Here is a 25,273-nt window from a genome sequence, read left to right as displayed (position 1 = left end):
GTCGGCCATACTGGGCCCATGCGTTCCCTGCTCGTCGCGCTGCTGGTCGCCGCCACTCCGCAAACCCCCGCCCAGAAGGCGAAGGAGCTCTCCGGACAGAAGGCCTGGGAGGAGCTGTACCTGGCCTTCTCCTCCGGTGACGCGACGGCGGTGCCCCCCGAGCAGCGCGCCGGGGTGTCCGGCGCGCTCGTGAAGGGTTGCCAGGCCCTGCTGAAGGACGACGCGGTGATGGCGTACTCGCTGGGCGAGCGCGCCGTGGTGTTCCAGGAGTCCGCTCCCGCGCTGCGCTGCCTGGCGAGCGCGGCCCGGAAGACCGAGCAGCGCGCCGCGGCCGAGGCGACCCTGGTCAAGGGCGTGACGCTCTTCCCCAAGGACGGCGCCTTCCCGCTGGAGTTGGGCAAGCTGCTGCTGGAGGAGCAGGACTCGGCGGGCGCCCAGGCGGCGCTGGAGAAGGTGCCCCCGCGCAGCCGCGAGGCCGCGGAGGCGAAGAAGCTGCTCCAGCAGGCGCGGCAGCAGACGCTGCAGGAGGACTCGGCGCGGGCGGAGGCGTCGCGCATCGAGAAGAAGCTCGGGGGCTCCCCCTCCCGGGGCGCTGAGACACGGCCGGCGAGCGCCCAGGCGGGCGACGACTCCACCGTCGTGGCCCTGGAGACGCGGCCAGGGATGAGCGTGCGCACGCCGCGCGTCGGCTTCGAGTCCGGCGTGAACTCCCTGGGCATGCGCGTGCGCGCCAACAGCCGGTACGTCATCACCTACTTCAACAACGACCGGGACTTCGCCCAGCGCGCCGAGTACGAGGGCCGCATCGTCGAGATACTCGATACGGCGCACCACTTCGTCCAGAAGGTCCTGGGCGAGACGCGTGAGCAGCCCGTGACGGTCGTCCTCTACACGTCGGCGGAGTTCCGCGTCGTGTTCGGTGACAGGGTCGCCAACAGCGTCGCGGGCATCTACAAGACCAACGCCATCCACATCAACAACGCCGCCGAACTGAACAGCCAGAACAAGGCGACCATCGTCCATGAGTACGTCCATGCCGTCATGGCGGAGATCTGCGGCAGTGGTGACCTCGACACGGCCTTCCTCCCCATGTGGTTCAGCGAGGGCGTGGCCATGTTCGTGGAGTGGAAGTACCTGGACATCCCGGGCCCCACCCCGGACATGATGGAGCAGATTCACGCCCTCCTCTCCACGTCGGACGCTCGCGTCATGAGCCTCCGGTCGATGACGAAGATCCCCCCTATCCGGATGGGCAACGCGGGGATGGCGTACGACATCTCCGGACTGGGGGTTAAGGAGATGATGCGCCGTGAGGGGGCCTACCGCCTGATGACCCTCACCCGAGCCGTATGCAGGGGCCGGGGGCAGCCCTCCTTCGAGAAGGCGTTACTGACCCACTATGGGATGACCATGGATGACCTCGAAAAAGAGGTCGAGGAGTCGGTCCAGAAGAGGTAGCGGCCGGGCAAGCTCGGTCCATTTGGTTTACCCCTCCCCGGGAGTCACCTACACTCGCAGCCCCCCCATTTGCGCTGCGACGGTAACCGGGCAGTCCGCCGTCCGCAGCAAGGTGACGGATGTCGGACACGCGCGCGGCAATGAGAGAGTTTCGCTTCCTCGACGAGAAGCGAAAGCTGGGAAGCCTGTCTCCCGTGGAGGAGGCTCGCTGGGGTGAGCTGCGTGGGCTCCTCGGCATCCAGGATGCGCCCGCCGACGCCTCCGCGTGGCAGCAGCCGGAGGCCGCGCCCCAGGGCTACTACGGCGCCGATGGCCAGTGGTACGCCTACCCCGCCGGCTACGACCCCAACCAGGCCTATGCCCAGCAGGCCCAGGGCTACTACGGCGCCGACGGCCAGTGGTACGCCTACCCCGCCGGCTACGACCCCAACCAGGCCCAGGGCTACTACGGCGCCGATGGCCAGTGGTACGCCTACCCCGCCGGCTACGACCCCAACCAGGCCTACGCCCAGCAGGGGTACGACCCGAACCAGGCCTACGCCCAGCAGCCGTACGATCCGAACCAGGCCTACGCGGGCTACCCGCAGCAGGGCTACGACCCGAACCAGGCCTACGCGCAGCAGGGCTACGACCCGAACCAGGCCTATGCGCAGCAGGGCTACGACCCGAACCAGGCCTACGCGCAGCAGCAGGGGTATGATCCGAACCAGGCGTATGCGCAGCAGGGGTACGATCCGAACCAGGCCTATGCGCAGCAGCAGGGCTGGGCAGGGCAGGACCCGAGCGCCTACGCGCCGCAGCCCGCCGCCGAGCCGGAGAACCTGCACCTCAGCTCGGACGACATCGACATCCCGGCGCTGAGCGAGCCCGCGCCGTGGATGGCGCCCGCCGCGACGCCCGAGGTCAGCGCGCCCGCCTCTGACGCCACCTCTTTCGAGGACGTGCTGGAGGTCTCCGAGGCGGAGGTCGCGTCGGCGTCCGAGGCGGCGACGCCCGTGGAGGTTCCGACGAGCGCCGAGGATGACTTCAGCGCGCTGGGTGGCGCGGAGGAGCCCGCGGCCGCCGCGCAGGCGCCCGAGTCTTCGCTCGAGTCGTCCTTCGCTGACCTCTCCCTGGAGGTCGAGACGACGCCGGACGTCGCCGAGACGCCGGTGCTGGAGGCGCAGCCCGTCGAGGAGACCTCGCTCGAGTCCTCCGATGTGGAGGTTCCCTCGTCCGAGGTCGAGCTGCTCGATGCCTCGGCGGAGAGCGAGCCGGTGCTCGCGGAGGACCTCTCGTCGGCCCCCGTGGACGAGGCGTGGGCCTCGGCTCCGCTGGCGGTGGATCCACTCGAGTCCTCGCCGACGGAGGTCGCCGACGCGAACGACATCATCGATGTCGGCGCCATGGAGTCCGCCGAGCCCATCGCGCTCGACGCGGGTGATGTGGCGGAGGAGTTGGTGCTCGAGGCCTCGGAGGTGAGCGACGCGTCGTCCTCCACCGTGGAGCTCTCGGCTGGGGACGTCGATGCGGGCACGGCCGAGGAGATCTCGCTCGACGCCTCCGACGTCAGCGAGGTGTCCGCGTCCACGGGTGACACGGCTGCCTCGACGCAGCCTGAGCCCACGCAGGAGGCGACGGACGCCGAGGTGTGGATGGCCTCCACGGCCACGCAGGCGACCTCGGGCGAGGACGGCGCATCCGCGGGCGAGTCGCCCACGTTCGACGTCGCGGAGGTTGGAGCGGAGGCGGTCTCGACGACGCCGCTGCCCTTCAGCTCGAGCACGGTTCCCTCGTTGGAGCTTCGCTCCGTGCAGGTGGGGCCCGACCTCCAGGCGGACACCATCGAGGTCGACACGGAGGCCGCGCCCGCGTCGCAGGATGCGTTCGACCTGAGCGGCAGCCCCGAGGAGGCCGTTCCCCTCGCGACCGCGGGAGACTTCCTGGAGCCCGGGCAGTTCACCGCATCAGCGGAGCGCAGCCTGGACCTTCCGGCCTACGGCGGCGCGGAGGAGGACTGGAGCACGCAGTCGAGCGAGCTGGAGCCGCTGGCCAGCAGCGCGGGCATGGCGTCACAGACGACGGGCGGCGCGGAGTGGTCCTCCGGCGAGGCGCCGGCCGAGGGTGGTTCCGCGGAGTGGAGCGCGGCGGCGCAGGGCTCGGAGGTCATCGAGCTGCAGCCGGAATGGGCTTCGGCCAACGCCGAGGCCGCGCAGCCCACCTGGGACGCGACGGGAAACCAGACGGCGGAGGCCGCATCGACCGAGTGGTCGACGTCCGAGGCACAGCCCGAGTGGAGCGCGACGAGCGAAGGCGCCTCGGCGGGCGAACTCGCGGCGACCACGTCATCGGAGTGGTCGACGGGTGAGGCGGGAGCAGAGGCCCCGGCGACCGACGCCGCGGCGGACGCGACCTCGGCCGCGTGGAGCGCGTCCGAGACGGAGCAGGCACACGACACGTCGGAGAACACCGCCGCGCAGTCCGAGTGGGCCGCCACGGAAGAGCTTCCTGCTGACGCCGTGCAGACGGATGAGTCCGCGCCCGTGACGGAGTCGCCTGGAGCGCAGCCCGAATGGATGGCGGCCGAGGAGCTTCCCGCGGACACCGTGCAGTCGGAGTGGTCTGCGTCCTCCGCGCAGACGCCTGATACGCAGGCTGAGTGGGCGGCCACGCCGGAGATTGCTCCGGACGCGGTGCAGACCGACGGGTCTGCCTCATCGACGGAGACGCCTGCCGCGCAGCCCGAGTGGGCCGCCACGGAAGAGCTTCCCGCCGATGCCGTGCAGGCTGAGTGGTCTGCCACGTCGACGGAGACTTCCGCCGCGCAGCCCGAGTGGGCCGCTACGGAAGAGCTTCCCGCCGACGCGGTGCAGGCCGAGTGGTCCTCGTCCTCGACGGAGACTCCCGCCGCTCAGCCCGAGTGGGCCGCCACGGAAGAGCTTCCCGCCGATGCGGTGCAAGCCGAGTGGGCCGCCACGTCGACGGAGACGCCTGCCGCGCAGCCCGAGTGGGCCGCCACGGAAGAGCTTCCCGCCGACGCCGTGCAGTCCGAGTGGTCCGCCACGTCGACGGAGACGCCCGCTGCGCAGCCCGAGTGGGCCGCTACGGAAGAGCTTCCCGCCGATGCCGTGCAGGCTGAGTGGTCTGCCACGTCGACGGAGACTCCCGCCGCGCAGCCCGAGTGGGCCGCTACGGAAGAGCTTCCCGTCGACGCGGTGCAGGCCGAGTGGTCTGCCACGTCGACGGAGACGCCTGCCGCTCAGCCCGAGTGGGCCACCACGGAAGAGCTTCCCGCCGACGCGGTGCAGGCCGAGTGGTCCTCGTCCACGACGGAGACTCCCGCCGCGCAGCCCGAGTGGGCCGCCACGGAAGAGCTTCCCGCCGACGCCGTGCAGTCCGAGTGGTCTTCGTCCACGACGGAGGCACCTACCGCTCAGCCGGAGTGGGCTGCTACCGAAGAGCTTCCCGCCGACGCCGTGCAGTCCGAGTGGTCTTCGTCCACGACGGAGGCACCTGCCGCTCAGCCCGAGTGGGCCGCCGCCGAAGGACTTCCCGCCGACGCCGTGCAGGCCGAGTGGTCCGCCACGGAAGAGCTTCCGCCGATGCGGTGCAAGCCGAGTGGGCCGCCACCTCGACGGAGACGCCCGCCGCCCAGCCCGAGTGGGCCGCCACGGAAGAGCTTCCCGCCGACGCCGTGCAGTCCGAGTGGTCCGCCACGTCGACAGAGACGCCCGCCGCCCAGCCCGACTGGGCCGCCGCCGAAGAACTCCCTGCGGATGCGGTGCAGGCCGAATGGTCTTCGTCCTCGACGGAGACGCCTACCGCGCAGTCCGAGTGGGCCACCACGGAAGAGCTTCCCGCCGATGCTGTGCAAGCCGAGTGGGCCGCCACCTCGACGGAGACGCCCGCCGCCCAGCCCGAGTGGGCCGCCACGGAAGAGCTTCCTGCCGACGCCGTGCAGGCCGAGTGGTCCGCGACAGAGGCGAGCGCTCCGCAGCCCGAGTGGGCGGCGACGCCGGAAATTGCCCCGGACGCCGTGCAGGCAGAGTCATCCTCCTCGACAGATGTAATTGCCGCGCAGCCCGAGTGGGCGACCACGCCGGAGATTGCCCCGGACGCCGTTCAGACGGAGTGGACTGCGTCATCAACGGAGACGCCTGCCGCGCAGACTGACTGGTCTGCCGCGGAAGAGCTTCCCGCGGACGCGGTGCAGGCCGAGTGGTATTCGTCCACGGCGGAGCCCCCTGCGGCGCAGCCTGAATGGGCCGCCACGGAAGAGCTTCCCGCGGATGCCGTGCAAGCCGAGTGGTCCGCCACCTCGACGGAGACTCCCGCCGCTCAGCCCGAGTGGGCTGCCGCCGAAGAGCTTCCCGCGGATGCGGTGCAGACTGACTGGTCCGCGACCTCTGCGGAGACTCCAGCCGCGCAGCCCGAGTGGGCGGCCACGTCGGAGCTTGCTCCAGACGCGGTGCAGACCGACTGGTCTGCCTCGTCGACCGCCGCGCAGCCCGAATGGGCCGCCACCGAAGAGCTTCCCGCGGATGCCGTGCAGTCCGATTGGTCCGAGACCTCCGCGGAAACTCCCGCCGCGCAGCCCGAGTGGGCGGCGACAGAAGAGCTTCCCGCGGACGCCGTGCAGACCGATTGGTCCGCATCCTCGACGGAGGCGCCTGCCGCGCAGCCCGAGTGGGCCGCCGCCGAAGAGCTTCCCGCGGATGCGGTGCAGCCCGAGTGGTCCGCCACGGAAGAGCTCCCTGCGGACGCCGTGCAGTCCGATTGGTCCGCAGCCTCGACGGAGGCTCCTGCCGCTCAGCCCCACTGGTCCGCCACCGAAGAGATTCCCGTGGACGCGGCGCAGCCCGAGTGGGCTTCCACGCCGGAGATTGCCCCAGATGCTGTGCAGACCAACTGGTCTGCCTCGTCAACTGCCGCGCAACCGGAGTGGGCCTCCACGACGGAAGAGCTTCCCGCGGACGCCGTCCAGGCCGAGTGGTCCGCCAACGCCACGGCGGCCCCCTCCGAACAGTCCCAGTGGTCCGCGACGCCGGAGATTGCGGCGGACGCCGTGCAGACCGATTGGTCCGCGTCGGCCGCAGAGCCCCCCACCGCTCAGCCTGAATGGGCTGCCACCGAAGAGCTCCCCGCCGACGCCGTCCTCTCTGAAGAGCCCACTGCTTCGACCGAGCCCCCCACGGCTCAGCCCGAGTGGTCCGCCACCGAAGAGCTCCCTGCCGACGCCGTCCAGGCCGAGTGGTCCTCGACCGACGCGCCCCACACGGCTCAGCCCGAGTGGTCCACCACCGAAGAGCTCCCGGCCGACGCCGTCCAGTCCGAGTGGTCCTCCGCCCAGGACTCGTCGACCTGGAACAACACCGCCACCGAGGAGCCGTCCAACGCGCAGGCCGAGTGGAGCGAGGCCCCGGTCGACGTGGAGCCGATGGTCGAGCTCTCCGCCACCGAGCAGCTCCCGGCCGAGCCCATCCAGGCCGAGGAGGTCTCCTGGGCCGAGGAGCAGCCCGCCGCGCCCGCCTCTTCATGGCAGGCCCAGAACGGCCACGCGTTCGGCGCCCCCGCGACGGACCTCTCCGCCTCCATCGAGGAGGAGGTCCCCGTCGAGCTCGAGCAGGAACAAGAGCAGGAGCTCGCCGAAATCGAGCTGGTGGAAGAGGCCCCCGAGCCCACGCCGACGCCCGCCACCGCCGTGGCCGCCGCGGCGATGAGCGCGGCCCTGCGCTCGCCCTACCCCGCGCCTCCCGCGCGAGCCACGCCCTCCCTGGCCGCGAGCCCGCAGCCGCTCGCCGCCGTGAGGGAGCCGCTCTTCGCCGCCGCCGTGCCCCTGCACGCCGACTCCATCACCTCGTTCATCGAGGGCGAACACCGCGTCATCATCCACACCGTGGAAGGCCAGGTGAAGCGCGGCACCATCCGCGACGCGGACCTGCTCGACGAGGTCATCTCCCTGGAGCAGCAGAGCGGCTTCGCCCCGGAGCAGATTCCCGGCAAGCGCGTGAAGGCCATCTTCTTCATGCTCCCCGCTGGCGCGCGTCAGCCCCAGGCCGAGGGCCAGAAGATTCGCGTCACCTTCAACGACGGCCGCCAGGTCGCGGGCTTCTCCCAGGACTTCAAGAGCACCACCCCGGGCTTCTTCGTCGTCCCCGCCGACCAGCGCACCAACACCGCGCGCATCTTCATCTACCGCGCCAGCGTGCAGGCCGTCGCCGAGGGCTGAAGCCCTCCACGAAAGCCACACCCGAGGGGCCCCACCACCGTGGCGGCCCCTCTTTCATTTCCACGCGCGCGCCGACACGAAGCGCCCACGCACGAAACCAAGAAGGGCCCCCACACCGTGGAGGCCCTTCATTCACTTCAGTCGCTGTCGAGCGACCCGCGGACTACTTCTTCGCGGGGGCGGCGGCGTCCGCCTTCTTCGTCAGGGACAGGTCCAGGTTCACGGTGACTTCCTCACCCACCGCCACGCCGCCCGTCTCCAGCGCCGTGTTGTAGGTCAGGCCGAAGTCCTTGCGGTTCAGCTTCGTCGTGGCGGACACGCCCGTGCGGGTGTTGCCCCAGGGGTCCTTCGACTCCTTCGACGGGCCCGTGACGTCCAGGACGACCGGCTTGGTGACGCCGTGCATGGTCAGGTTGCCGGTGACCTTCAGCTTGCCCTCGCCCGCCTTCTCCACCTTCGTCGACTTGAAGGTGATGGTGGGGTACTTCGCCGTGTCGAAGAAGTCCGGCGCCTTCAGGTGCTCGTCACGCTTGGCGTTGCCCGTGTTCACCGTCGCCGCGTCGAGCGTGGCCTCCACGGTGGACTTGGTGATGTCCTTGTCGTCCAGGTTCACCGCGCCCTGCTTGATGTTGAACGAGCCCGTCACGTTCGACACCATCATGTGCTTCACGGTGAAGCCCGCGCTGGAGTGGGCCGGGTCCACGTCCCACGTGGCGGCAAAGGCGAGGGACGGCAGGGCCACCAGCAGGGCAATCGCGCTCTTCAGGGTCGTCTTCATAGGGGTGTGCTCCTCGAATGATGAACTGCGGGTTCAGGCGCGCAGCGCGAAGCTGCGCATGGACAAGGTTCCGTGATGGAAGCCCTCGAACACGGGGGTGATGCGGTCTTCGGGGAGGGCGGCTCCGAGGACGAAGTACAGCGGCAACAAATGCTCGGCCCTTGGATGCGCGAGCGTCGCATTCGGTGCATCCAACCATGATTGAAGCCCCGTGAAGTCGCGCGCCTCCAACTTGTTCGCGACCCACGTGTCGAACGACTGCGCCCACGGCTCCGGGGACGCATCCTTCTCTCGGAAATTCACCCGGCGCAGGTTGTGGACGATGCCACCACTGCCCATCAGCAGCACGCCTTCTTCACGCAGCGGCCGCAGCACCTCGCCCATCCTCGCGATGTCCGCCGCGCGCGCGCCCAGCGGCATCGACACCTGCACCACCGGCAACGTCGCGCGTGGAAACGTGTGGAGCAGCGGTATCCACGCGCCATGGTCCAACCCGCGCTCGCCGTCCGCGACGGCCTCGAGGCCCGCGGACTTCAGCCGGCCCACCACGTCCGTGGCCAGCGCGGGCGCGCCCGGCGCCGCGTAGCGAAGCTGGTACAGCGCGCTCGGAAAACCGTGGAAGTCATAGACGAGCGGCGGCCGCTCGCTGGCGGTGACGCGCACCTCGCCGGGCGTCTCCCAGTGCGCGGAGACGACGACGAGCGCCTTCGCCGTGGACACGCCCTCACCGAAGCTCTTGAGCGCCCGCGGGTACGCGTCCGTGTCCAGCGCCACCATCGGCGAGCCATGGGAGACGAAGAGCGCGGGGGCCTTCGCCTGCCCGCTCGCGGAGCCCGTGCCCAGGGCGCCCGCCACCCCGGCCGCCGCCATGCCCTGCAGCACTCCTCGCCTGTCCAAGCCGCCTCCCATGATGGCGCCTTCTACTGCAACCCCAGGACCAACGTCCCCGGGATTCCAACCCCCTGAAATGACTCCCACCCCACAACCTGTCGTGCAGGAAACATCTCAAAACGATAGAGAGAGGCATCACTTTGGAAGGAGCGGGACACCGTGGCGGGTCAATTCGAGCTGGGGCTGGGCGAGCTCTTGTCCTTCGAACCGGGGGGCGGGCTCATCCACTTCGCGGGGCAGCGGGTGCTGCTCATGGACCCGGTGGCGCTGGGACTGCTCCGCAAGGAGCTGGTGAACCTGATGGGCATGACGGCCGCGCGGGGCATCTTCACGCGGCTGGGCTACGCGCACGGCTGGCGCACGGCGGAGGCGATGAAGGGGGCGGTGCCCTGGACGGATGAGTCCCTGTGGCGCCGCGCGGGCGGGCGGCTGCACACGCTGCAGGGCCAGGTGCGGGTGGAGCGGATGGAGCGCAAGCCCGAGGAGGGCCCGGAGCCCTTCGCCGAGGCGCAGTGGCGCGACTCGTACGAGGCCGAGCAGCACCTGTTGCACCTGGGCCGCGCGGACCACCCGGTGTGCTGGAGCCTCACCGGCTTCGCGTCCGGGTACATGAGCTACGTCAACGGCCGGGAAATCTACTGCACGGAGCTGCGCTGCGTGGGCCAGGGGGACGCGGCGTGCCACATCGTCGGCCGCCCCTCGGAGGAGTGGACCACCGAGTGCAAGGAGGTGCTGCGCTTCTACGAGACGCAGTGCATGGAGGGCGTGCTCGCGCAGGTGACGGACGCGCTGAAGCAGGCGGAGCGCAAGCTGCGCGCCAAGCGCCAGTCGCTCGCGCGCGTGGGCGTGACGGAAGACCCGGCCGGCATGGTGGCGCGCGCGGAGGCCATGCAGCGGGTCATCAACCTGGGCCGCCGCGCGGCGAAGGTGGACTCCACGGTGCTCGTCACCGGCGAGAGCGGCGTGGGCAAGGAGAGAATCGCCCGCCTCATCCACGACGAGTCCACGCGCGCGCACAAGGCCTTCGTGGCCGTCAACTGCGCGGCCGTCACCGAGAGCCTCCTGGAGAGCGAGCTGTTCGGCCACGTGAAGGGCGCCTTCACCGGCGCGACCCACGACAGGCCGGGCCTCTTCGAGGCCGCGCACGGCGGCACCCTCTTCCTGGATGAAGTGGGCGAGGTGCCGGCCTCCATGCAGGCCAAGCTCTTGCGCGCGCTGCAGGAGAAGGAGGTGCGGCGCGTGGGAGAGAACACCAGCCGCAAGGTGGACGTGCGCGTGGTGGCCGCCACCAACCGCGACCTGAGCGAGGAGGTGAAGTCCGGTCGCTTCCGCCAGGACCTCTACTACCGCCTGCGCGTCATCGAGCTGCGCATCCCCCCCTTGCGCGAGCGGCGCGAGGACATCCTGCCCCTGGCCCGGCTGCTGCTCGCCGAGGCCGCGGAGCGGCTGGGCCGCAAGGTGTCGGGCCTGTCACCGGACGCGGCCGACCAGCTCCTGCGCTACGAGTGGCCCGGCAACGTGCGCGAGCTGGGCAACGCCCTGGAGCGCGCGGTGGCCCTGTGCGAGGGCAGCCGCGTGGAGCGCGAGGACCTGCCGGAGGAGGTCCGCGCCGCGCCGCCCAGCCTCATGCCCAGCGGCAACCCGCGCAGGCTCGAGGACATGGAGAAGGAGTACATCCTCGCGGTGCTGGCGCAGAACGCGGGCAACCGGGCGCGCACCGCCGAGCAGCTCGACATCGGCGTGGCCACGCTCTACCGCAAGCTCAAGCAGTACGGCCACCCGGAGGCGGCCCACTGAGCCCTTCGGCTCAGTTCAGGTACTGGTCGCGGTCCGGCTTGTCCTTGTTCCTGCCCACCACGTGCAGGTGCTTGGAGCGGTCCTTCAGCTGTCGCTGCAGCCGCCAGTGCTGCAGCTGCAGCATGAACCGCTTGGGGCTGGCGCCCTTGACGTAGGCGAACACCAGCAGCAGCGCGACGACGTGCGGCAGCTGGCTCAAGAAGCCCGCCGTCAGCACGCGCAGCACCACGAAGCCCGCGCCGATGCCGGCGAACGCGTTGCCCGACAGGGGGATGCCCCAGAAGTTCGTCTGCCCCTTGCCGATGACCAGGCCGTAGGCGACCCACAGCACCGAGCCCATCACCCAGCCGCCCTGGTAGCCCGCCGGCAGCGGCATGAAGAGCCCCACCACGCCCAGCACGAAGCCGGCGAGCGCCGTGCAGCCCACCGCCACCATCAACAGCCGCTTCGAGCCCCAGTAGCTCTCCAGCCACCCGCCGATGGACCACAAGAGCAGCGCGCCGAAGAGGATGCTGAACGGCTCGCTCTCGATGAAGGCGTAGGTGAAGGGCTGCCAGAGGAAGAGGTTGCCGAAGACGGTATTGGGCGACAGCAGCAGGAGCAGGCTGTTGCCCGCGCCCTGGTAGCGCAGCACCAGGAAGAGCACGGAGCCCGCCACCAGGCCCACCGCCAGCTTGGACGCCGTGGTCTCCAGGCCGGGGACCCCACCACCGCCACCCCGGCCGCCGAAGCTGCGCATCGGTCGCATTCATTCCTCCACTACGGGCTCGACAAGTCGACCAAAGGTGGTGGAACCCCGCCGGCTTCGCAACCCCAAACGACGAAGGGCGCCCCACCCGGTCCCGGGAGAGCGCCCTCGTACGTCGACGTCCAGCGTCGAGAACCGCCGAATCAGGCCGTCTTCGCGCGGTAGAAAATCGTGATGGTCAGACAGTGGAACTCCTTGTCCGAGGACTGGGTCACCACCTTGTCCACCACCTCGATGTTGACCAGATTCTCCTTGAGCCACTTGGTGATGTTCTCACCCATGTTCTCGCGATCACGCGCGAGCGTGGTGGAGAACACCTTGACTCCCGTGAAGCTCGTAACGCCCATTCCGACCCTCGTCTCAAGCTGAGATTCTGGACGTTTACCCCGAGACGATTCCGCTATCAAGAAACGGGCCCGATTTACCGGCCTTGAGCGGTCCTGGCGGCCCCACCCCGACCCCGCGTGGCGCCAGGGCTCCCACCGTCACGCAGTCGACAACGGGTGGCGGCGCTGCGGGCGAGGGCCTCGCGCGGGTGGACGCCCCGCCAGGCCCTGTGTCGGGTCACGGGCGCGAGGCGGCGGCCCGACGGTTCTGGCAGGAGACCTCGTCCTTGCAGGCCGGGCCGATGCCCTCCGGGTGGGCGGTGAGGGGCGTCTTGTCGCTCTCCTCCACGCCGCACACGACGCACTTGCGCTTGCGGTTGCGGCGCTCCGCCCGACGCTGCTCGGCGATGGCCTTGGCCCGCTCGCGGGCCGTCTTCGCATCCACCTCGTTCGTCATCTCGCGTCCCGGTTGGAAGTCGTGTTCGGGCATCAGAGCGCCTCGACCAACACGGCGATGCCCTGACCGCCCCCGATGCAGGCGGAGCCGATACCATAGCGTCCACCGCGACGCTTGAGCTCATAGACGAGCGTCGTGGTGATGCGCGCGCCGGACGCGCCCAGCGGGTGGCCCACCGCGATGGCGCCGCCGTTGACGTTGGTCTGCTCGCGCGGCAGCCCCAGCTCCTTCTCCACCGCCAGGTACTGGGGCGCGAAGGCCTCGTTCACCTCGAACAGGTCCACATCGGAGAGCTTCGCCTGCGCGCGCTCCAGCAATTGGCGGATGGCGGGCGCCGGGCCGATGCCCATCACCTTCGGGTCACACCCGGACACGCCCCAGTTCACCAGCCGGGCGATGGGCTTCAGGCCGTGCTTCTGCACGAAGCTGCCCGTCGCCATCACCATGCTGCCGGCGCCGTCGCAGATGCCGCTGGCCGCGCCCGCGTGCACCACGCCGTCCTTCTTGAAGACCTTGGGCAGCTTGCGCAGGCCCTCCACCGTGGTCTCCGGGCGGTTGTGCTCGTCCTTGGAGACGACGACGTCGCCCTTCTTCCCCTTGAGGGTGATGGGCGCGATTTCATCCTGGAAGCGGCCCGCCTCCTGCGCGGCGGCGAAGCGCTTCTGCGTGAGCACCGCGTACTCGTCCACCTGGTCCTGGGTGAGCGCGTAGTCCACCGCGAGCTGCTCGGCGGTGAGCGCCATGGGCTGGCCGGTGTAGCTGTCCGTCAGCGCCGTCCACAGCATGTCCTCCAGGCTGCCCTTGCCCAGCGGCAGGCCCCAGCGCGCGCCGCGGATGACGTGGGGCGCCTGGCTCATGGACTCGGTGCCGCCGGCCAGCACGCAGCTCGCCTGCTCGGTGAGCATCAGCTCCGCCGCGGTGACGAACGCCTGGAAGCCGGAGCCGCACAGGCGGTTGACCCCCAGGGCCGGCACGGGGACGGGCACGCCCGTCTTCAGGCCCACGTGGCGGGGCAGGTAGATGGCATCCGCGCTCGTCTGCACCACGTTGCCGTACACGACGTGCTGCACCAGCTCCGGGGACACCTTCGACTGGGCGAAAGCGGCCTTCGCGGACTCCACGGCCAGGTCGGTGGCGCTCAGGTCCTTCAGGCTGCCGCCATAGGTGCCGAACGGGGTGCGCTTGCCGGAAAGAAAGAAGATTTCCTCGGTCTTGGACACGCTCTTCATGGTGCTCGTCTACCTACTCCCAAGGGGCGCGCGGTGCACGCGCGCAGTGATGGTCCTGGCGGGGTTTCAGGCCGCGCGCCGTCCCAGGAAGGCGCTGGCGACGATGGCAAGCGCCATCACCGTCCACAACAGCCCTTGCAGGTTCTGCCGGCGGATCTCCTTCCGGCCGAGCCCGCGATACCAGGAACGTCCGGCCTCCACCCGACCTTCCCACGAGAAGTCGCTGGCGGGCGTCAGGCCCTCCATGCGGCGCAGGTGGGCTCGCAGCAGACGCTCCGGCGGAGCGTCCGCCAGTGAACCGCTCCGGTAGACGCCGGGCACGTCGAGCGCGGGCCGGCGATAACCGGCGGTGATGACGAAGCCTTCCGGGGCCAGGGGGGTGAGGAAGTAGAGCCGGGGCTCGCCGTCCGCCGTCTGGTACACGGTGGCGAAGACGCGCTCGGTGGGGTGGGCCCAGTCGTAGGAGCGCGTGGCCTTCTGGAGCGGCGGCTTCTCCTCGTGGCTGCCGAGCGCCACGAAGCCCAGGGCCTGCAGGTGGATGGAGACCTGCGCCAGCTCCAGGGGCAGGTCCATCTGGTCGGCGGGCGCCTCCGGCTCCACGCGGACCGTGTGGGGGAAGAGGAACAGCACGGCGCGCCAGAAGTTGAGCGCCAGGAGGACGATGGCGAGCACGAGACCCGCGACGACGATGCCCAGCTCGGCGAGGACGTTCATTCGGTGAGCACCTGGAGACGTGGCCCGCCCCCTGGGGCTTGGGCCAGCGGGGCACCCTAGCGCAAACTCCAGGTGCTTTCGCACCACCCGCGCTCAGCGTCGGGAGGCGGTCGCCGGCAGGGCGCGCCAGCGCTCCAGGTCCACGCCCTGGAGCGGGTCCTTGCCCTCGAGGAAGCGCTCCAGGTGTCCCAGTGAGTCGACGCCGAAGAACAGCTCACCGTCGACCCACACAGTGGGCACACCGAAGGCGCCGACTGCAATGGCCTCCTCCGTGTTGCGGCGCAGGCGGTACTTGATGTCCTGGCGGCCGGCGGCCTCGAGCAGCGCGGGGGCATCGAGGCCCGCGGCGAGCAGGGCCACGGTGACCTGCTCGGGCGACTCCACGCCCTTCCCGCCGCCCCAGGCCTCCGCGTAGAGGGCCGACACCAGCCGGGCGCGGGCCTCCAGGTCGTCCACGGCGGCCGTCACGCGCAAGGAGAGCAGCGGGACGAAGGGATGCGAGGGCGGAGGGCCGAAGGGCACACCCAGCTCGTGGGCGATGCGGAAGGTGTGCTTGAAGATGTAGCCGCGCTTGGCGGGGACCTCGGCGGGGCCGATGTTGCCGGTGGCGTTGAGCACGCCCGCGAGCAGGACGGGGACGGGCTCCAGCACGCGGCCATGGCGCGCGGCGATGGCGGGCATGCGCGTCCACGCGAGGTAGGCGTAGGGGGAGAGATAGTCGAAACAGAAGCGCAGGGGCGGGAGGGCCATGCCGCGCACTCTACCCTCCTGGCGCCGGCTGTTCGCCGTGACACCTGCGCGTGACGTGAGGCGGCGTACCTTCCGGCTCCCGCGCAGCGCGGCACCACACCACTCCAAGAGAGCATCGCGTCCCGTGCGTTGCCAGAGCGCGCAGTGCTCCCTCAGTGGTGCTGCGTTTCACGTGGGCTCGCGCGCCCGCACGTTGCCGGAGCGTTCCGTCCATGATGCGGTCACTTCACGCGAGCCGTCTCAAGCGCTCCGTCGGGACTCCGCGCTGCGCTGGAGCGCGCCACGCAGCGACGTCGCCTGGGCCAACAGGTTCGACGCCCGCGCCTCGGTGAAGGCCGTCTCCGCCGCCGTCAGCTCCGCCACCGCCGCGTCCATCGTCATCGCCCGCTCCGCGAGCGCCAGCCGCACGTGCCCCACCTGCAACACGTTGCCCGTCAGCTCCGCCAGCGCGAGCGCGCGCTTGAGGTGCGTCAGCCCGTCCTCGCCCGGCAGCAGCGCGGCCATCGCCCGGCGCGCCAGCACCTCGTCCCAGGGATTCGCCAGCACCGGGTCCATCGACCGCGACAGCGCCGTCTGCGCCGCCTCGCGCGCCGCTTCCAGGTGCCCCTGCTCGCGCTCGAAGCGCGACTGGTAGACACGCAAGAGCGTCTCCATCCGGAGGCCACTCTCACGCGCCGCCGCCAGCGCCCGGGGCAGCGACTGGCGCACCGCCGCCGCGTCCTCGAACAGCACGTCCCGGCACGCCTGGTACGTCTGCACGTGGCACTGCAGCCAGCGGTCCTCCGGCAGCACCCGCGCCAGCGCCTCGCCGCGCGCCACCACCGCCGCCACGTGCTCGTGCTCGCCGCGCTCCAGGTAGTAGGGCGGCGTGAAGATGGCCAGGTTGCGCTCCATCAACCGGGGGTTGCCCAGCCGGCGAACCAGGTCACTCTTCTCCGTGAACGCCGGCACGAAGGCCGCCGCATCCCCCGTGAACGCCGCGCGCGTCACCACCGTGAACAGGTGGAAGGCCCGCACGTCCGTGAAGCCGTGCGCCTCCGCCACCGCGTAGCCATCCCGCGTCGCCTGCGCGTCCAGCGGCTCGCCGCGCAGCGCCAGGTTCATGTTCATCATGTAGCCGCCCATCCCCAACGCCCACGCCAGGCGCCGAGGCAGCCGGCCCATCACCTCGCGCAGCCCGCGCAGCCGCGTGAGCTGCTCGAACTGCGCCTCCACCACCCCCGCCGAGCGGCCCGTGTACGCGCTGAGCACCGCCGGCGCCAACAACGTCGCGGCCCGGTACGGCGACACCTCCGGCTGCTCGCGCCGCACCCGCTCCAGCAACGCGTCCAAATCCTTCGTGCGCCCGACGATGGCCAGCGCCATCGCCTGGAGGATGCGCAGCTCCGCCTGCTTCCAGAAGATGTCCGCGGGCGCCACCTGGGCGTCCGCCTCGCGCTCGCGGAACAATTCCCTCAGGCGTGCCGGCCGCTCGTCCTCGGGCGCCGAGCACGCCCCGTCGAGCTGCGCGAGCGCCACCCGCCGCCCCTCCTCCAGGTCCACCGTCGAGGCCCAGTGCGCGAAGAGCTTCTCCGCGAAGGCCAGCGAGCTGGGCGGGTCACTCGCGTAGCCCACCTCCACCAGCGTCACCCAGATGCGCAACAGCAGCCTGTCACGCCCCGGGAAGTCCGGCGCGGACTCCAGCAGCGTGGAGGCCTCCTTCAAGAGCAGCGTCGCCTCCAGCAACGCCTGCGCCTCCATCGCCGCGCGCCCCGCGTCCAGCAACGGACCGATCGCCAGCTCCGGCTCCGACGAGCGCAGGTAGTGCCAGCCCACCGTGCGCGTCAGGTCCGGCCGCTGCGAGTAGAGCGTCTGCAGCGCCAGCGCCACCCGCGCATGCGCCGCGCGCCGCTCGTCCTCCGACATGCTGTCGTAGACGGCCTGGTGCACGGTGTCGTGCGTGAAGACGTACCGGCCCTCCTCCTCCTGGAGGAACTGCCGCTCCACGATTCCATCCAGCACCGCGAACAGCTCCGACTCCGGCAGGTCCGCCAGCGCCCGCACCATGGGCAGCTCCAGGCTGCGCCCCGCCGGCGCCAGCCGCCTCAAGAGCGACACCTGCTCCACCGGCGCGGAGGACAGGCGCTCGAGCACCGCCGCCTGGATGCTCGCGGGCAAGGGCCGCGTGTCCAGCCCCTCCTCCGCCGTCCAGCGTCCACCCACGCGCGTCAGCGCGCCCTCCTCCACCAGCGCGCGCAGACACTCCGTGGCGAAGAACGCGTTGCCCCCCGTCGTCTCGTGCAGCCGCGCGACGAAGCTCTCCGGCACCTCCAGGCCCGGCAGCGCCAGCCCCACCAGCGTGCCCACGTGCTCGGCCGCCAGCGGCTCCAAATCCATGCGCCAGGTGAGCTTCTCGTCCACCGTCTGGAACGCCAGGCTCAGCCGGCTCAGCTCCCCCGAGCGGAACGTGCACACCACCATGCCGCGCGTGCCGTGCAGCGCGCGGATGAGCACGTTGAGCACCTCCAGCGACGCGGTGTCCGCCCAGTGCAGGTCCTCGAAGCACAGGACGAACGTCATCCGCTTGCCCAGCCCCTGCACCCACTCCGCCAGCGCGCCGAAGAACCCCAGCTTCTCCTCGCCCGGAACCTGCGCCACGCCCGAGCCCTCCGCTGACATCGCGGGCAAGAGCCTCGCGAGCCTCGGCGACAGCCGCTCCATCACCTCCGTGGGCGTGTGCGGAATCAGCGCGCGCAGCGCCTGCGCGATGGGCGTCAGCGGCGCCTGCCCCTCCGCGCGACACTGCCCCCGGCCGAACGGCAGCTCCGCCAGCTTCGCCTGCAGCTCGAACTCCTGCAGCAGCCGCGTCTTGCCCACGCCCGCCGGAGCGCCCAGCAGCACCGCGCGCGACTGGCCCCAGTCCGCCTCCGCCAGGCCGTTCATCAGCGACTCCAGCTCCGCCGCGCGCCCCACCACCTCCGGCACGTGCAGGTAGCTGGAGCGCGCCGACAGCGGCTCCTCCGGCATCGGCTCGCCGCTGGCGTGGCACAGCGCCTCCATCAGCTCGGCGGCGTCCTGGAAGCGCTCGCGCGGGTCCTTCGCCAACAGCAGGAGGATGATCTCCTCCAGCTGCGGGTCCACCGGCCCCAGCGAGGACGGCTTGGGCGGCGGCCGCGTCAGGTGCTCGGCGAGCAGCGCCGCGGGCGTGTTGCGCTTGAAGGGCAGCTTCCCCGTCACCAGGTAGTACGCCATGACGCCCAGCGAGTAGAGGTCGGCGCGCCCGTCGATGCTCGCGCCGCGCTGCCACTCGGGGGCCAGGTACTCCAGCGTGCCCTTGAGCTTGCCGGGGCTCGGGGTGCCCAGCTGGTGCATCACCCCGAAGTCCATCAGCTTCACCGCGCCGGAGCGGGTGATGCGCACGTTGCTCGCCTTGATGTCGCAGTGCACGTACAGCCGCGAGTGGATGAACGCCAGCACCTGCGCCATCTGGAGGAGCACCCGGTACAGCGTGCGCGTGTCCAGCGGGGACTCGCGCGCCAGGGTGCTCAGGTCCTGCCCGTCCACCACCTCCATGGTGATGAAGCGGTTGCCGGCCTCCGTCATCCCCCAGTCGAACACCTTCAGCGTGCCGGGGTGCTGCAGCTTCTTCATCGCGAAGAACTCGTGCCGGAACATCAGCACCAGCTCCTCCGTCTTCGCCGCCGTCAGCCCCGCGGGGACCTGCATCTCCTTGAGCGCGACCTTGCGCCGCTCGTGCAGGTCCTCCGCCAGCCAGATGCGGCCCATGCCGCCCTCGCCCAAGAGGCCCTCCACCCGGTAGCGCCCCGTCACCACCATTCCGAGCTCCAACGAGCGTCGCACGCCCGCGGCGTCCCCCGGCAGGGTGACGGGCGTGCGGATGCGCTCCCCCCACGTGCTGCTCGGAGGACGGCTGCGCTCGTCCAGGACGGTTGTCTTCTCTTCGTCGCTCACGAAGGCGGGACCGGAAGGTCGGCAGAATCCAGAAGTCGATGGAATATCACGTTTCCATGTATCGGGACACGCTCCGACGACACGGAAGAAACCCCTGCCCCCCACCGCCCAGGCAGGCGGCCTGATATCCGCCAGCACTTGTCCCGCGCATCGGGACTTCGGAGGTTGAGTCGGGCAGGCGACACCCACACCCAGGCAGGTGCAACATGGCGGGCACTCCTCGAGGACCCAACGACACGCGGCCGACGCGCGGGGACTTCCAGCCGAGGAATCGCGGCGAGGTGGAGGACGCGCAGGATGAGGGCGCGCGCGACGTGAGCCGTCGGCTCGCGGACGAAGGCGCCGGGGACGTGGACCCCACGCGTGACACGGACTGGGAGGCCCGGGTGGAGCGCGGGGAGGAGTGGACAAACGAGCAGGTCCCCGAGCGCGAGGCCCGCGGCGACGAGGAGCCCGACTCCGAGGTGTCCCGGCGCGGCCTGGAGAATCCCCCGCCCGAGGAGTAGGCCCCCCACGCCCGCTCGGCCTTGTACCTCTGTCCAGGGGTGGGGGCAGACCCCTTGCGACGGCGGGCGTGGTGCGGTGATGCTCGTGGTTTCGGACGGTCGTCGCCCCACGGCGCGCCGCCGGCACTGGAGGAGCCCGAGCACCGTGAAGCCCAAGGTCCTCATCGTCGAGAACTCGTGGACGATGCGCGAGACACTGCGCCTGCTGTTGTCCGGGGACTTCGACTGCACGGCGGCGTCGAGCGGCGAGGAGGGCCTGGAGAAGGCCCTGGCCCAGCCCCCGGACCTGCTCCTGTCCGACGTGAACATGGAGGGCATGGACGGGTACGAGCTGTGCCGCCGCTTCCGTCAGGAGCCCTCGCTCCAGCACATCCCCGTCGTCTTCGTCAGCGGCTTCGCGCCCCGCTCGGACAGCGACGCGAGCCTGCCCGTGCCGGATGCCTACCTGGTCAAGCCCGTGAAGCCCGCGCTGCTCATCGCCGAAATCCACGCGCTGCTGCGGCGGGGGAGCGCGCCCGTGTCGGCGGCGGCTCCCACCGCGCAGGTCGTCACCAAGGCCTGAGGTCAGCTCCCCCGGTAGGTGGAGTAGCCGAAGGGGCTGAGCAACAACGGCACGTGGTAGTGCTCGTCGGGCGCCGCCAGCTCGAAGACGACGGACACCGACGGATAGAAGCCCTTCACACCGAGCGAGCGGAAGTACGCGCCCGTGTCGAAGGACATCCGGTAGACGCCTGTCTCCACGCGGGCGCCCGCGGGCAGGAAGTCGCGCACGCGGCCGTCGTCGTTGGTGACGCCCCGGGCCAGTTCCTGCCAGTCGCCGTGGGCCCCCTGCAGCTCCAGGGTGATGGAAACACCGGAGGCCGGGCGGCCGCGGTGCGTGTCGAGGACATGGGTGGACAGGGTGCTCATGACGCCAGCAGCTTCTCCAATCGGATGCGGGTGATTTTCGCCTGCTCACCGGCGGCGATGCGCAGCTCCTCTTCCGGGGCGTTGCCCAGGCGCGCGCGCAGCAGGCCGAGCATCTCCCGGGCGCTCTTGCCCGTCGCGCACACGAGGAAGATGAAGCCGAAGCGCTCCTCGTAGGCCTGGTTGCCGTCGGCCAGTCCCTGGAGCACCTCCTCGCCCGCGCCGCTCACCCCACCCTGCTCCTGCGAGGACCAGCTCGCGGTGGCGGCGAACTTCGCGCGCAGCGAGGCCACGTCGCCGATGCGCGGGTGGTGCGTGAAGGCCTCGCGCCAGTCCTCCGGGCCCGTGCGGCTCCACTGCTGGGAGGCCTCGGAGAACAGGTGCTCGGCGTCACGGAAGGGCCGCGCTTTCGTCATCGCCTCCGCCCAACGCGAGGCACCGCAGCAGCGCTTCAGCTCCGCGCGGGCCTCGTCGGGGGGCAGCGTGTTGAGTCGCTCGAGCGCGCTCACGCCGGACGTCCGTGGACGAGCAGCCGGCTGACCCCGCCGTCGGGGAAGATTTTGAGGCGCACGTGGGTGAAGGGCCCCTTCGCCTTCAGCTCGGCCTCGAAGTGGTGACGGTGGTCCGCCTGGAGCTTCGTGCGCGGCAGCAACTCCGTCCACGCCAGGTCGTGCGCGTTGGCGAAGTCCACCAGCGGCTCGCGCAGGTAGAGGCCTTCGAGTGACGCGCTCTCCGGGAAGTTGCCCTTGTAGAAGGCGGTGTCCACCTCCACGCGCTCGATGGTGCCGGGCACGGCCAGCTTCACGACAATCCAGTCGAAGCCCGGCAGCAGGCGCTTGCGGCGCGTCTCCCAGCCCTCGCCCATGTTGGCCGCGCGGCCGGGCAGGATGAGGTTGTCCTTGGTGCCGAAGAACGCGTCGTTGCACGCCACCACCGTGCCGCCGTTCTCCGCCGCCGCCAGGTCCACCGCGCCCTTCTCGCGCGTCAGCCGCGCCAGGTCCGGCCGCACCTCGCCGTGCACGCGGAAGCGCGCCACGCCGCCGTCCGGGTAGATGTTGAGGCGCAGGTGCGTCCAGCGCCGCTCGTCGGCGATGGCGAAGAGGTTGCGCGTGCCACCCTGCAGCTTGAGCTGCGGGAGGATGCGCGTCCACGCCGCGTCCACCAGCGACTCGGGCGACGGCGAGCCTTCGACCTCCAGCGCGTCCACGGAGGCGTACTCGGGGAAGTTGCCCAGGAAGTGGTTCGTGTCGATGTCCACGCCGCGAATCACGCCGGGCAGGCCGAGCTTCAGGATGCACCAGTCGTGGCCGGGCACGCGCTTGCGGCGCGACTCCCAGCCGTCCATCCACTTGCCCTGCTCGGTGTACTTGTCCGGGATGAAGACGCCTCGGCCGGGCTTGAGCAGGTTCTCCTTGCCGGCGAAGAACTCGTCACTGGCCAGCAGGGCCTGTCCGCCGACCTTCTCGGCGGCCAGGTCGATGAGCTCCGTGAAGCCGACGCGCAGCTTCCCCTCTTCGGGTGCATGCATTTTCGTGTGTTCTCCCGATGGAATGATGTCAGGCGGCGATGCGCGCCGAGGACGGCCGGCGCACCCAGCTTCCCGTGGGGCGCGGGAAGGGCTGCCCGCGCTCGTAGATGGTCTCTCCGCGCAACAGCGTGCGCTCCACCACGCCCGCGAGTGTCCTGCCCGCGTACGGCGTCAGGGGATGACGGTGCTGGAGCCGCGACGGCTCGACGGTGAAGGTGGCCTCGGGGTCGAACACCACCAGGTCCGCGTCCGCGCCCGGCACGAGCGAGCCCTTCGTCCCGCTCAGGCCCACCAGTCGGGCCGGCGCCTCGCACATCCATCGCACGAGCGACTCCAGGCCGTGGCCCCGCCTGCGCGCCTCGGTCCACACCGCCGACAGGCTGAGCTGCAGCGACGCGATGCCGCCCCAGGCCGCGCCGAAGTCACCGCGCTCCAGCAGCTTGAGCGCAGGCGTGCAGGGCGAGTGGTCCGACACCACCAGCTCGATGTCTCCGCGCGCGAGCCCCTCCCACAGCCGCTCGCGGTTCTCCGCCTCGCGGATGGGCGGCGCGCACTTGAAGTGGGTCGCGCCGTCCTCAATCTCCTCGGCGGTGAAGCTCAGGTAGTGCGGACACGTCTCCACCGACACGTCCAGCCCCTCGCGCCGCGCATCGATGAGCAGCGGCAGTGCGTCCGCCGAGGACAGGTGGACGATGTGCACGCGGCAGCGGTGCTTTCGCGCCAGCTCCATCATCATCCGGATGGCGTCCTGCTCCCAGCTGCGCGGCCGGGACTCGAGATAGGCGCGGTACGTGCGAGCCCCCTCTGCGCGGACCTCCGGGAGCGCTGACTCCAGCTCCGCGTGCACGATGAGCGGCACACCGCGCCGCGCGAGAATCGGCATGGCCACGTCGAGCACCGCGCGGTCCGCGGGAGGGAACTCATCCACACCCGAGGGGCACAGGAAGCACTTGAAGCCCGCGACGCCCGCGTCGATGAGCGCCTCCAGCTCGCCCGCGTTGCCGGGAATCACGCCGCCCCAGAAGCCATGGTCCACCTGGCTCGCGCCCCGGGCCGCGTCCGCCTTGAGCTTCAGCGCGTCGAGCGTGGTGGTGGGTGGCAGCGAGTTGAGCGGCATGTCCACCACGGTGGTGATGCCTCCGGCCGCCGCCGCGCGCGTGGCCGTCTCGAAGCCCTCCCACTCGGTGCGGCCGGGCTCGTTGATGTGCGCGTGGCAGTCCACCACGCCGGGCATCACCACGTGGTGGCCCACGTCCGTCACCGCCAGCGCGCCGAGCGCCTCGGAGGACCCGGCCACCTTCTCCACGCGGCCGTCCTTCACCACCACCACCGCCTCGCGCAGCCCACCGCCCGCCAGCACGCGGCGGCTGCGCAGCCCGAACTCACCCCTGCTCATGGCTCGAATTCCCTCTCGTCGAAGCATTCCAGGGAGCGGAAGAACGCCTCCCGGTCATCCAGGTAGAGCTGCCGCGTCACGCCCGCCGTCAGCTTGGGCAGGCTGTACTTCATGCCGGAGATGCTCGCCCCGCCGAAGCCCAGCGAGAGCAGGCACCCGAAGGTGTAGTTGAAGATGGAGCGGAGGTACGGCGCGCGACCCGGCTGCTTCTCCTGCAGCTCGAAGCCCGGCCCCAGGTACGGGTGGCGCAGCAGGTCCGCGTGCGACTGCCCCTCGGGCGGCGTGAAGCGGTCCTTCCAGAGCGCGATGTCCGTGTGCACGTTCGCCAGCTCCGGCCGCAGCGCCAGGTCCGTCACCGTGCCACTGCCGACGATGAGCTTGTCGAAGGTGTACTGCCCCTGCGGGGTGGTGATGCGGGCCTGCCCGTCCACCACCTCGGCGTCCAGCCACGGGCTCTGGGCGTGCAGGTGGAACTGGGGGAAGGCGCACGCGCGGCGGTACGTGTCCGCCGGGGGCAGCTGCCCCATCTCGAAGATGCGGTGGATGAAGCGCCACTTGTCCGCGTCCGGCAGGTCCGCGTGGTGCTTGAGGAAGCCGACGAACTCCGCCCAGCGGTACGGGTTGATGCACGGCAGCGACTTGCGCCGGTAGAACAGGTGCACCTCGCCCGCGCCGTGCTCCAGCGCGACGGAGGCGTTGTCGAACGCGGACGCCCCCGCGCCGAGCACGCCCACCTTGCGGCCACGCAGCGCCTCGAAGTCGATGTCCTCGCGCGTCTGCGCGTATAGCTCGCGCGGCAGGTTCGCCACGATGGCCGGGACCTCCCAGCGCCCCGAGCCGTCGATGCCCGTGGCGAGCACCACCTTGCGCACGAAGAGGACCTCGGTGGCGCCGGTGCGCAGGTCCTCGATGGGCACCTGGAAGCAGTCGTCCTCGGCGCTCCACGTCAGCGCTCCGGCGCGAGAGCGGCAGCGCACGGGGATGTTCAGCGTGCGCCGGTACCAGCCGAGGAAGTCCGCCCACAGCTCCTTGGGGATGCGCTCCAGCGACGTCCAGGCGGCCTCGCCGTACTGGGCCTCGAACCAGGACTGGAAGCTGAGGTTGGGCAGGTTGTGGTCCGGCCCGGTGAGGTGCTTGGGCGTGCGCAGCGTGTGCATGCGCGCGAAGGTCTTCCACGGTCCCGCGAGGTCCTGCTCGCCGTCGTCCACCACGAGCAGGTTCGTCACCTTCTCGCGCAAGAGCCCGAAGGCCGCGGTGAGGCCGCTCTGCCCGCCTCCGATGATGAGCACGTCCAGCACGGCCTTGCCGTCACGGGTGTGTCGCGGGAGCACCCAGGAGCGCTTCGGGTACTCCAGCCGCTCCAGGTCCCTGCGGAGCGCGTCCTCCAGGGCGGGGAGGCCGGGAGGAGGCGGCATCGCGGGGCTCGGAGGCGGGATGCGCATGCCTCCATCGTAACCGCGCGCTATGTCGCCCGGTCAATGTGCCCCCCTCCCTGGGTGTGGGCTGACGAGGGGCTCCGGAGGGAAATAGCCGGGCGCGTCAGGGGTTGACAGCGGGTGTCCGGGCGCGGACGACGGCCCGCTTCGACGCTTCCCCGGAGGAGCCGGTTGGTTATGCTCCCCCGCCCTTT

20 protein-coding genes are annotated in these 25,273 nt (G+C 70.8%); 6 read left to right on the top strand and 14 right to left on the bottom strand.

What is annotated here, in order from left to right; translation table 11 throughout:
• Nucleotides 1–18 precede the first annotated feature (18 nt).
• The 3 genes from OWM54_RS30375 (at nucleotide 19) to OWM54_RS30365 (ending at nucleotide 7,666) form a co-directional block, all read left to right on the top strand.
• Nucleotides 19–1,458 carry a peptidase MA family metallohydrolase gene (locus OWM54_RS30375; RefSeq protein WP_267699755.1) on the top strand — a complete coding sequence of 480 codons (1,440 nt, stop codon included), beginning with the start codon at nucleotides 19–21 and terminating at the stop codon, nucleotides 1,456–1,458.
• Between the two features lie 140 nt (nucleotides 1,459–1,598).
• Nucleotides 1,599–5,507, top strand: a complete 3,909-nt coding sequence (locus tag OWM54_RS30370) for a hypothetical protein (protein WP_267699754.1) — start codon at nucleotides 1,599–1,601, stop codon at nucleotides 5,505–5,507.
• Nucleotides 5,508–5,818: 311 nt separating this feature from the next.
• Nucleotides 5,819–7,666, top strand: a complete 1,848-nt coding sequence (locus OWM54_RS30365; RefSeq protein ID WP_267699753.1) for a DUF6982 domain-containing protein — start codon at nucleotides 5,819–5,821, stop codon at nucleotides 7,664–7,666.
• Nucleotides 7,667–7,829: 163 nt separating this feature from the next.
• Here the strand turns inward: OWM54_RS30365 and OWM54_RS30360 are convergent, their stop codons facing one another.
• Together OWM54_RS30360 and OWM54_RS30355 are read right to left on the bottom strand one after the other, a co-directional pair.
• Entirely contained in the window at nucleotides 7,830–8,444 is a 615-nt protein-coding gene (locus tag OWM54_RS30360; RefSeq protein WP_223748544.1) for a YceI family protein, read from the bottom strand.
• 33 nt (nucleotides 8,445–8,477) lie between these two features.
• The gene (locus tag OWM54_RS30355) at nucleotides 8,478–9,353 is read right to left on the bottom strand and encodes a dioxygenase (RefSeq protein ID WP_267699752.1); all 876 of its coding nucleotides are present in this window, start codon (nucleotides 9,351–9,353) and stop codon (nucleotides 8,478–8,480) included.
• A 141-nt stretch (nucleotides 9,354–9,494) separates the two neighbouring features.
• Here OWM54_RS30355 and OWM54_RS30350 point away from each other — a divergent pair, with 141 nt between their 5' ends.
• Nucleotides 9,495–11,132: a sigma-54-dependent Fis family transcriptional regulator gene (locus OWM54_RS30350; protein ID WP_141323539.1), complete on the top strand. Its 1,638-nt coding sequence runs from the start codon at nucleotides 9,495–9,497 to the stop codon at nucleotides 11,130–11,132.
• 10 nt (nucleotides 11,133–11,142) lie between these two features.
• Here the strand turns inward: OWM54_RS30350 and OWM54_RS30345 are convergent, their stop codons facing one another.
• From OWM54_RS30345 to OWM54_RS30315, 7 genes are all read right to left on the bottom strand, one after another.
• On the bottom strand, nucleotides 11,143–11,880 hold the full coding sequence (locus tag OWM54_RS30345; protein WP_223748542.1) for a DUF1751 domain-containing protein: 738 nt from the start codon (nucleotides 11,878–11,880) through the stop codon (nucleotides 11,143–11,145).
• A gap of 143 nt (nucleotides 11,881–12,023) precedes the next feature.
• The gene (locus tag OWM54_RS30340) at nucleotides 12,024–12,227 is read right to left on the bottom strand and encodes a hypothetical protein (protein ID WP_046715756.1); all 204 of its coding nucleotides are present in this window, start codon (nucleotides 12,225–12,227) and stop codon (nucleotides 12,024–12,026) included.
• Between the two features lie 217 nt (nucleotides 12,228–12,444).
• The gene (locus OWM54_RS30335) at nucleotides 12,445–12,663 is read right to left on the bottom strand and encodes a hypothetical protein (protein WP_141323581.1); all 219 of its coding nucleotides are present in this window, start codon (nucleotides 12,661–12,663) and stop codon (nucleotides 12,445–12,447) included.
• Nucleotides 12,664–12,695: 32 nt separating this feature from the next.
• Nucleotides 12,696–13,892 (bottom strand): acetyl-CoA C-acetyltransferase, encoded by a 1,197-nt coding sequence (locus OWM54_RS30330; protein WP_223748541.1) that lies wholly within the window; start codon nucleotides 13,890–13,892, stop codon nucleotides 12,696–12,698.
• Between the two features lie 66 nt (nucleotides 13,893–13,958).
• Nucleotides 13,959–14,606 (bottom strand): hypothetical protein, encoded by a 648-nt coding sequence (locus OWM54_RS30325; RefSeq protein ID WP_223748540.1) that lies wholly within the window; start codon nucleotides 14,604–14,606, stop codon nucleotides 13,959–13,961.
• A 93-nt stretch (nucleotides 14,607–14,699) separates the two neighbouring features.
• A complete protein-coding gene (locus OWM54_RS30320) occupies nucleotides 14,700–15,356 on the bottom strand; it encodes a 2-hydroxychromene-2-carboxylate isomerase (protein ID WP_267699750.1) in 657 nt (218 codons plus the stop codon).
• A 240-nt stretch (nucleotides 15,357–15,596) separates the two neighbouring features.
• Entirely contained in the window at nucleotides 15,597–19,172 is a 3,576-nt protein-coding gene (locus OWM54_RS30315) for a protein kinase domain-containing protein (RefSeq protein WP_141323582.1), read from the bottom strand.
• 341 nt (nucleotides 19,173–19,513) lie between these two features.
• Between OWM54_RS30315 and OWM54_RS30310 the strand changes: the two genes are divergently transcribed.
• Together OWM54_RS30310 and OWM54_RS30305 are read left to right on the top strand one after the other, a co-directional pair.
• Nucleotides 19,514–19,813 (top strand): hypothetical protein, encoded by a 300-nt coding sequence (locus OWM54_RS30310; RefSeq protein ID WP_267699749.1) that lies wholly within the window; start codon nucleotides 19,514–19,516, stop codon nucleotides 19,811–19,813.
• Nucleotides 19,814–19,958: 145 nt separating this feature from the next.
• Nucleotides 19,959–20,375 (top strand): response regulator, encoded by a 417-nt coding sequence (locus OWM54_RS30305; RefSeq protein ID WP_141323547.1) that lies wholly within the window; start codon nucleotides 19,959–19,961, stop codon nucleotides 20,373–20,375.
• 2 nt (nucleotides 20,376–20,377) lie between these two features.
• Here the strand turns inward: OWM54_RS30305 and uraH are convergent, their stop codons facing one another.
• Genes uraH through OWM54_RS30280 form a run of 5 tightly spaced genes read right to left on the bottom strand, consistent with a single transcriptional unit; the run spans nucleotide 20,378 to nucleotide 25,085 of the window.
• The gene (gene uraH / locus OWM54_RS30300) at nucleotides 20,378–20,722 is read right to left on the bottom strand and encodes a hydroxyisourate hydrolase (protein ID WP_267699748.1); all 345 of its coding nucleotides are present in this window, start codon (nucleotides 20,720–20,722) and stop codon (nucleotides 20,378–20,380) included.
• The gene (uraD, locus tag OWM54_RS30295; RefSeq protein WP_267699747.1) at nucleotides 20,719–21,228 is read right to left on the bottom strand and encodes a 2-oxo-4-hydroxy-4-carboxy-5-ureidoimidazoline decarboxylase; all 510 of its coding nucleotides are present in this window, start codon (nucleotides 21,226–21,228) and stop codon (nucleotides 20,719–20,721) included. Before uraD ends, uraH begins: the two co-directional genes overlap by 4 nt.
• Nucleotides 21,225–22,247: an allantoicase gene (alc, locus tag OWM54_RS30290; protein ID WP_267699746.1), complete on the bottom strand. Its 1,023-nt coding sequence runs from the start codon at nucleotides 22,245–22,247 to the stop codon at nucleotides 21,225–21,227. The genes uraD and alc overlap by 4 nt, the downstream gene beginning before the upstream one ends.
• A gap of 28 nt (nucleotides 22,248–22,275) precedes the next feature.
• Nucleotides 22,276–23,643: an allantoinase AllB gene (allB, locus tag OWM54_RS30285; protein WP_267699745.1), complete on the bottom strand. Its 1,368-nt coding sequence runs from the start codon at nucleotides 23,641–23,643 to the stop codon at nucleotides 22,276–22,278.
• On the bottom strand, nucleotides 23,640–25,085 hold the full coding sequence (locus OWM54_RS30280) for an FAD/NAD(P)-binding protein (protein ID WP_267699744.1): 1,446 nt from the start codon (nucleotides 25,083–25,085) through the stop codon (nucleotides 23,640–23,642). Before OWM54_RS30280 ends, allB begins: the two co-directional genes overlap by 4 nt.
• Between the last annotated feature and the right edge of the window lie 188 nt (nucleotides 25,086–25,273).

It is taken from the genome of Myxococcus sp. MISCRS1 (assembly GCF_026626605.1).
In the GTDB taxonomy this organism is placed as follows: domain Bacteria; phylum Myxococcota; class Myxococcia; order Myxococcales; family Myxococcaceae; genus Myxococcus; species Myxococcus fulvus.
The sequence above is the reverse complement of the archived record's forward strand: the minus strand, read 5'-3'. Positions and strand labels throughout refer to the sequence as shown.

What these genes read in the sequence shown, in the direction of transcription:
- OWM54_RS30375 (WP_267699755.1), top strand. Translation starts at nt 19, where the DNA reads ATGCGTTCCCTGCTCGTCGCGCTGCTGGTCGCCGCCACTCCGCAAACC.
- OWM54_RS30370 (WP_267699754.1), top strand. Translation starts at nt 1,599, where the DNA reads ATGAGAGAGTTTCGCTTCCTCGACGAGAAGCGAAAGCTGGGAAGCCTG.
- OWM54_RS30360 (WP_223748544.1), bottom strand. Translation starts at nt 8,444, where the DNA reads ATGAAGACGACCCTGAAGAGCGCGATTGCCCTGCTGGTGGCCCTGCCG.
- OWM54_RS30355 (WP_267699752.1), bottom strand. Translation starts at nt 9,353, where the DNA reads ATGGGAGGCGGCTTGGACAGGCGAGGAGTGCTGCAGGGCATGGCGGCG.
- OWM54_RS30345 (WP_223748542.1), bottom strand. Translation starts at nt 11,880, where the DNA reads ATGCGACCGATGCGCAGCTTCGGCGGCCGGGGTGGCGGTGGTGGGGTC.
- OWM54_RS30340 (WP_046715756.1), bottom strand. Translation starts at nt 12,227, where the DNA reads ATGGGCGTTACGAGCTTCACGGGAGTCAAGGTGTTCTCCACCACGCTC.
- OWM54_RS30335 (WP_141323581.1), bottom strand. Translation starts at nt 12,663, where the DNA reads ATGACGAACGAGGTGGATGCGAAGACGGCCCGCGAGCGGGCCAAGGCC.
- OWM54_RS30330 (WP_223748541.1), bottom strand. Translation starts at nt 13,892, where the DNA reads ATGAAGAGCGTGTCCAAGACCGAGGAAATCTTCTTTCTTTCCGGCAAG.
- OWM54_RS30325 (WP_223748540.1), bottom strand. Translation starts at nt 14,606, where the DNA reads ATGAACGTCCTCGCCGAGCTGGGCATCGTCGTCGCGGGTCTCGTGCTC.
- OWM54_RS30320 (WP_267699750.1), bottom strand. Translation starts at nt 15,356, where the DNA reads ATGGCCCTCCCGCCCCTGCGCTTCTGTTTCGACTATCTCTCCCCCTAC.
- OWM54_RS30315 (WP_141323582.1), bottom strand. Translation starts at nt 19,172, where the DNA reads ATGGTGGTGACGGGGCGCTACCGGGTGGAGGGCCTCTTGGGCGAGGGC.
- OWM54_RS30310 (WP_267699749.1), top strand. Translation starts at nt 19,514, where the DNA reads ATGGCGGGCACTCCTCGAGGACCCAACGACACGCGGCCGACGCGCGGG.
- uraH (WP_267699748.1), bottom strand. Translation starts at nt 20,722, where the DNA reads ATGAGCACCCTGTCCACCCATGTCCTCGACACGCACCGCGGCCGCCCG.
- alc (WP_267699746.1), bottom strand. Translation starts at nt 22,247, where the DNA reads ATGCATGCACCCGAAGAGGGGAAGCTGCGCGTCGGCTTCACGGAGCTC.
- allB (WP_267699745.1), bottom strand. Translation starts at nt 23,643, where the DNA reads ATGAGCAGGGGTGAGTTCGGGCTGCGCAGCCGCCGCGTGCTGGCGGGC.
- OWM54_RS30280 (WP_267699744.1), bottom strand. Translation starts at nt 25,085, where the DNA reads ATGCGCATCCCGCCTCCGAGCCCCGCGATGCCGCCTCCTCCCGGCCTC.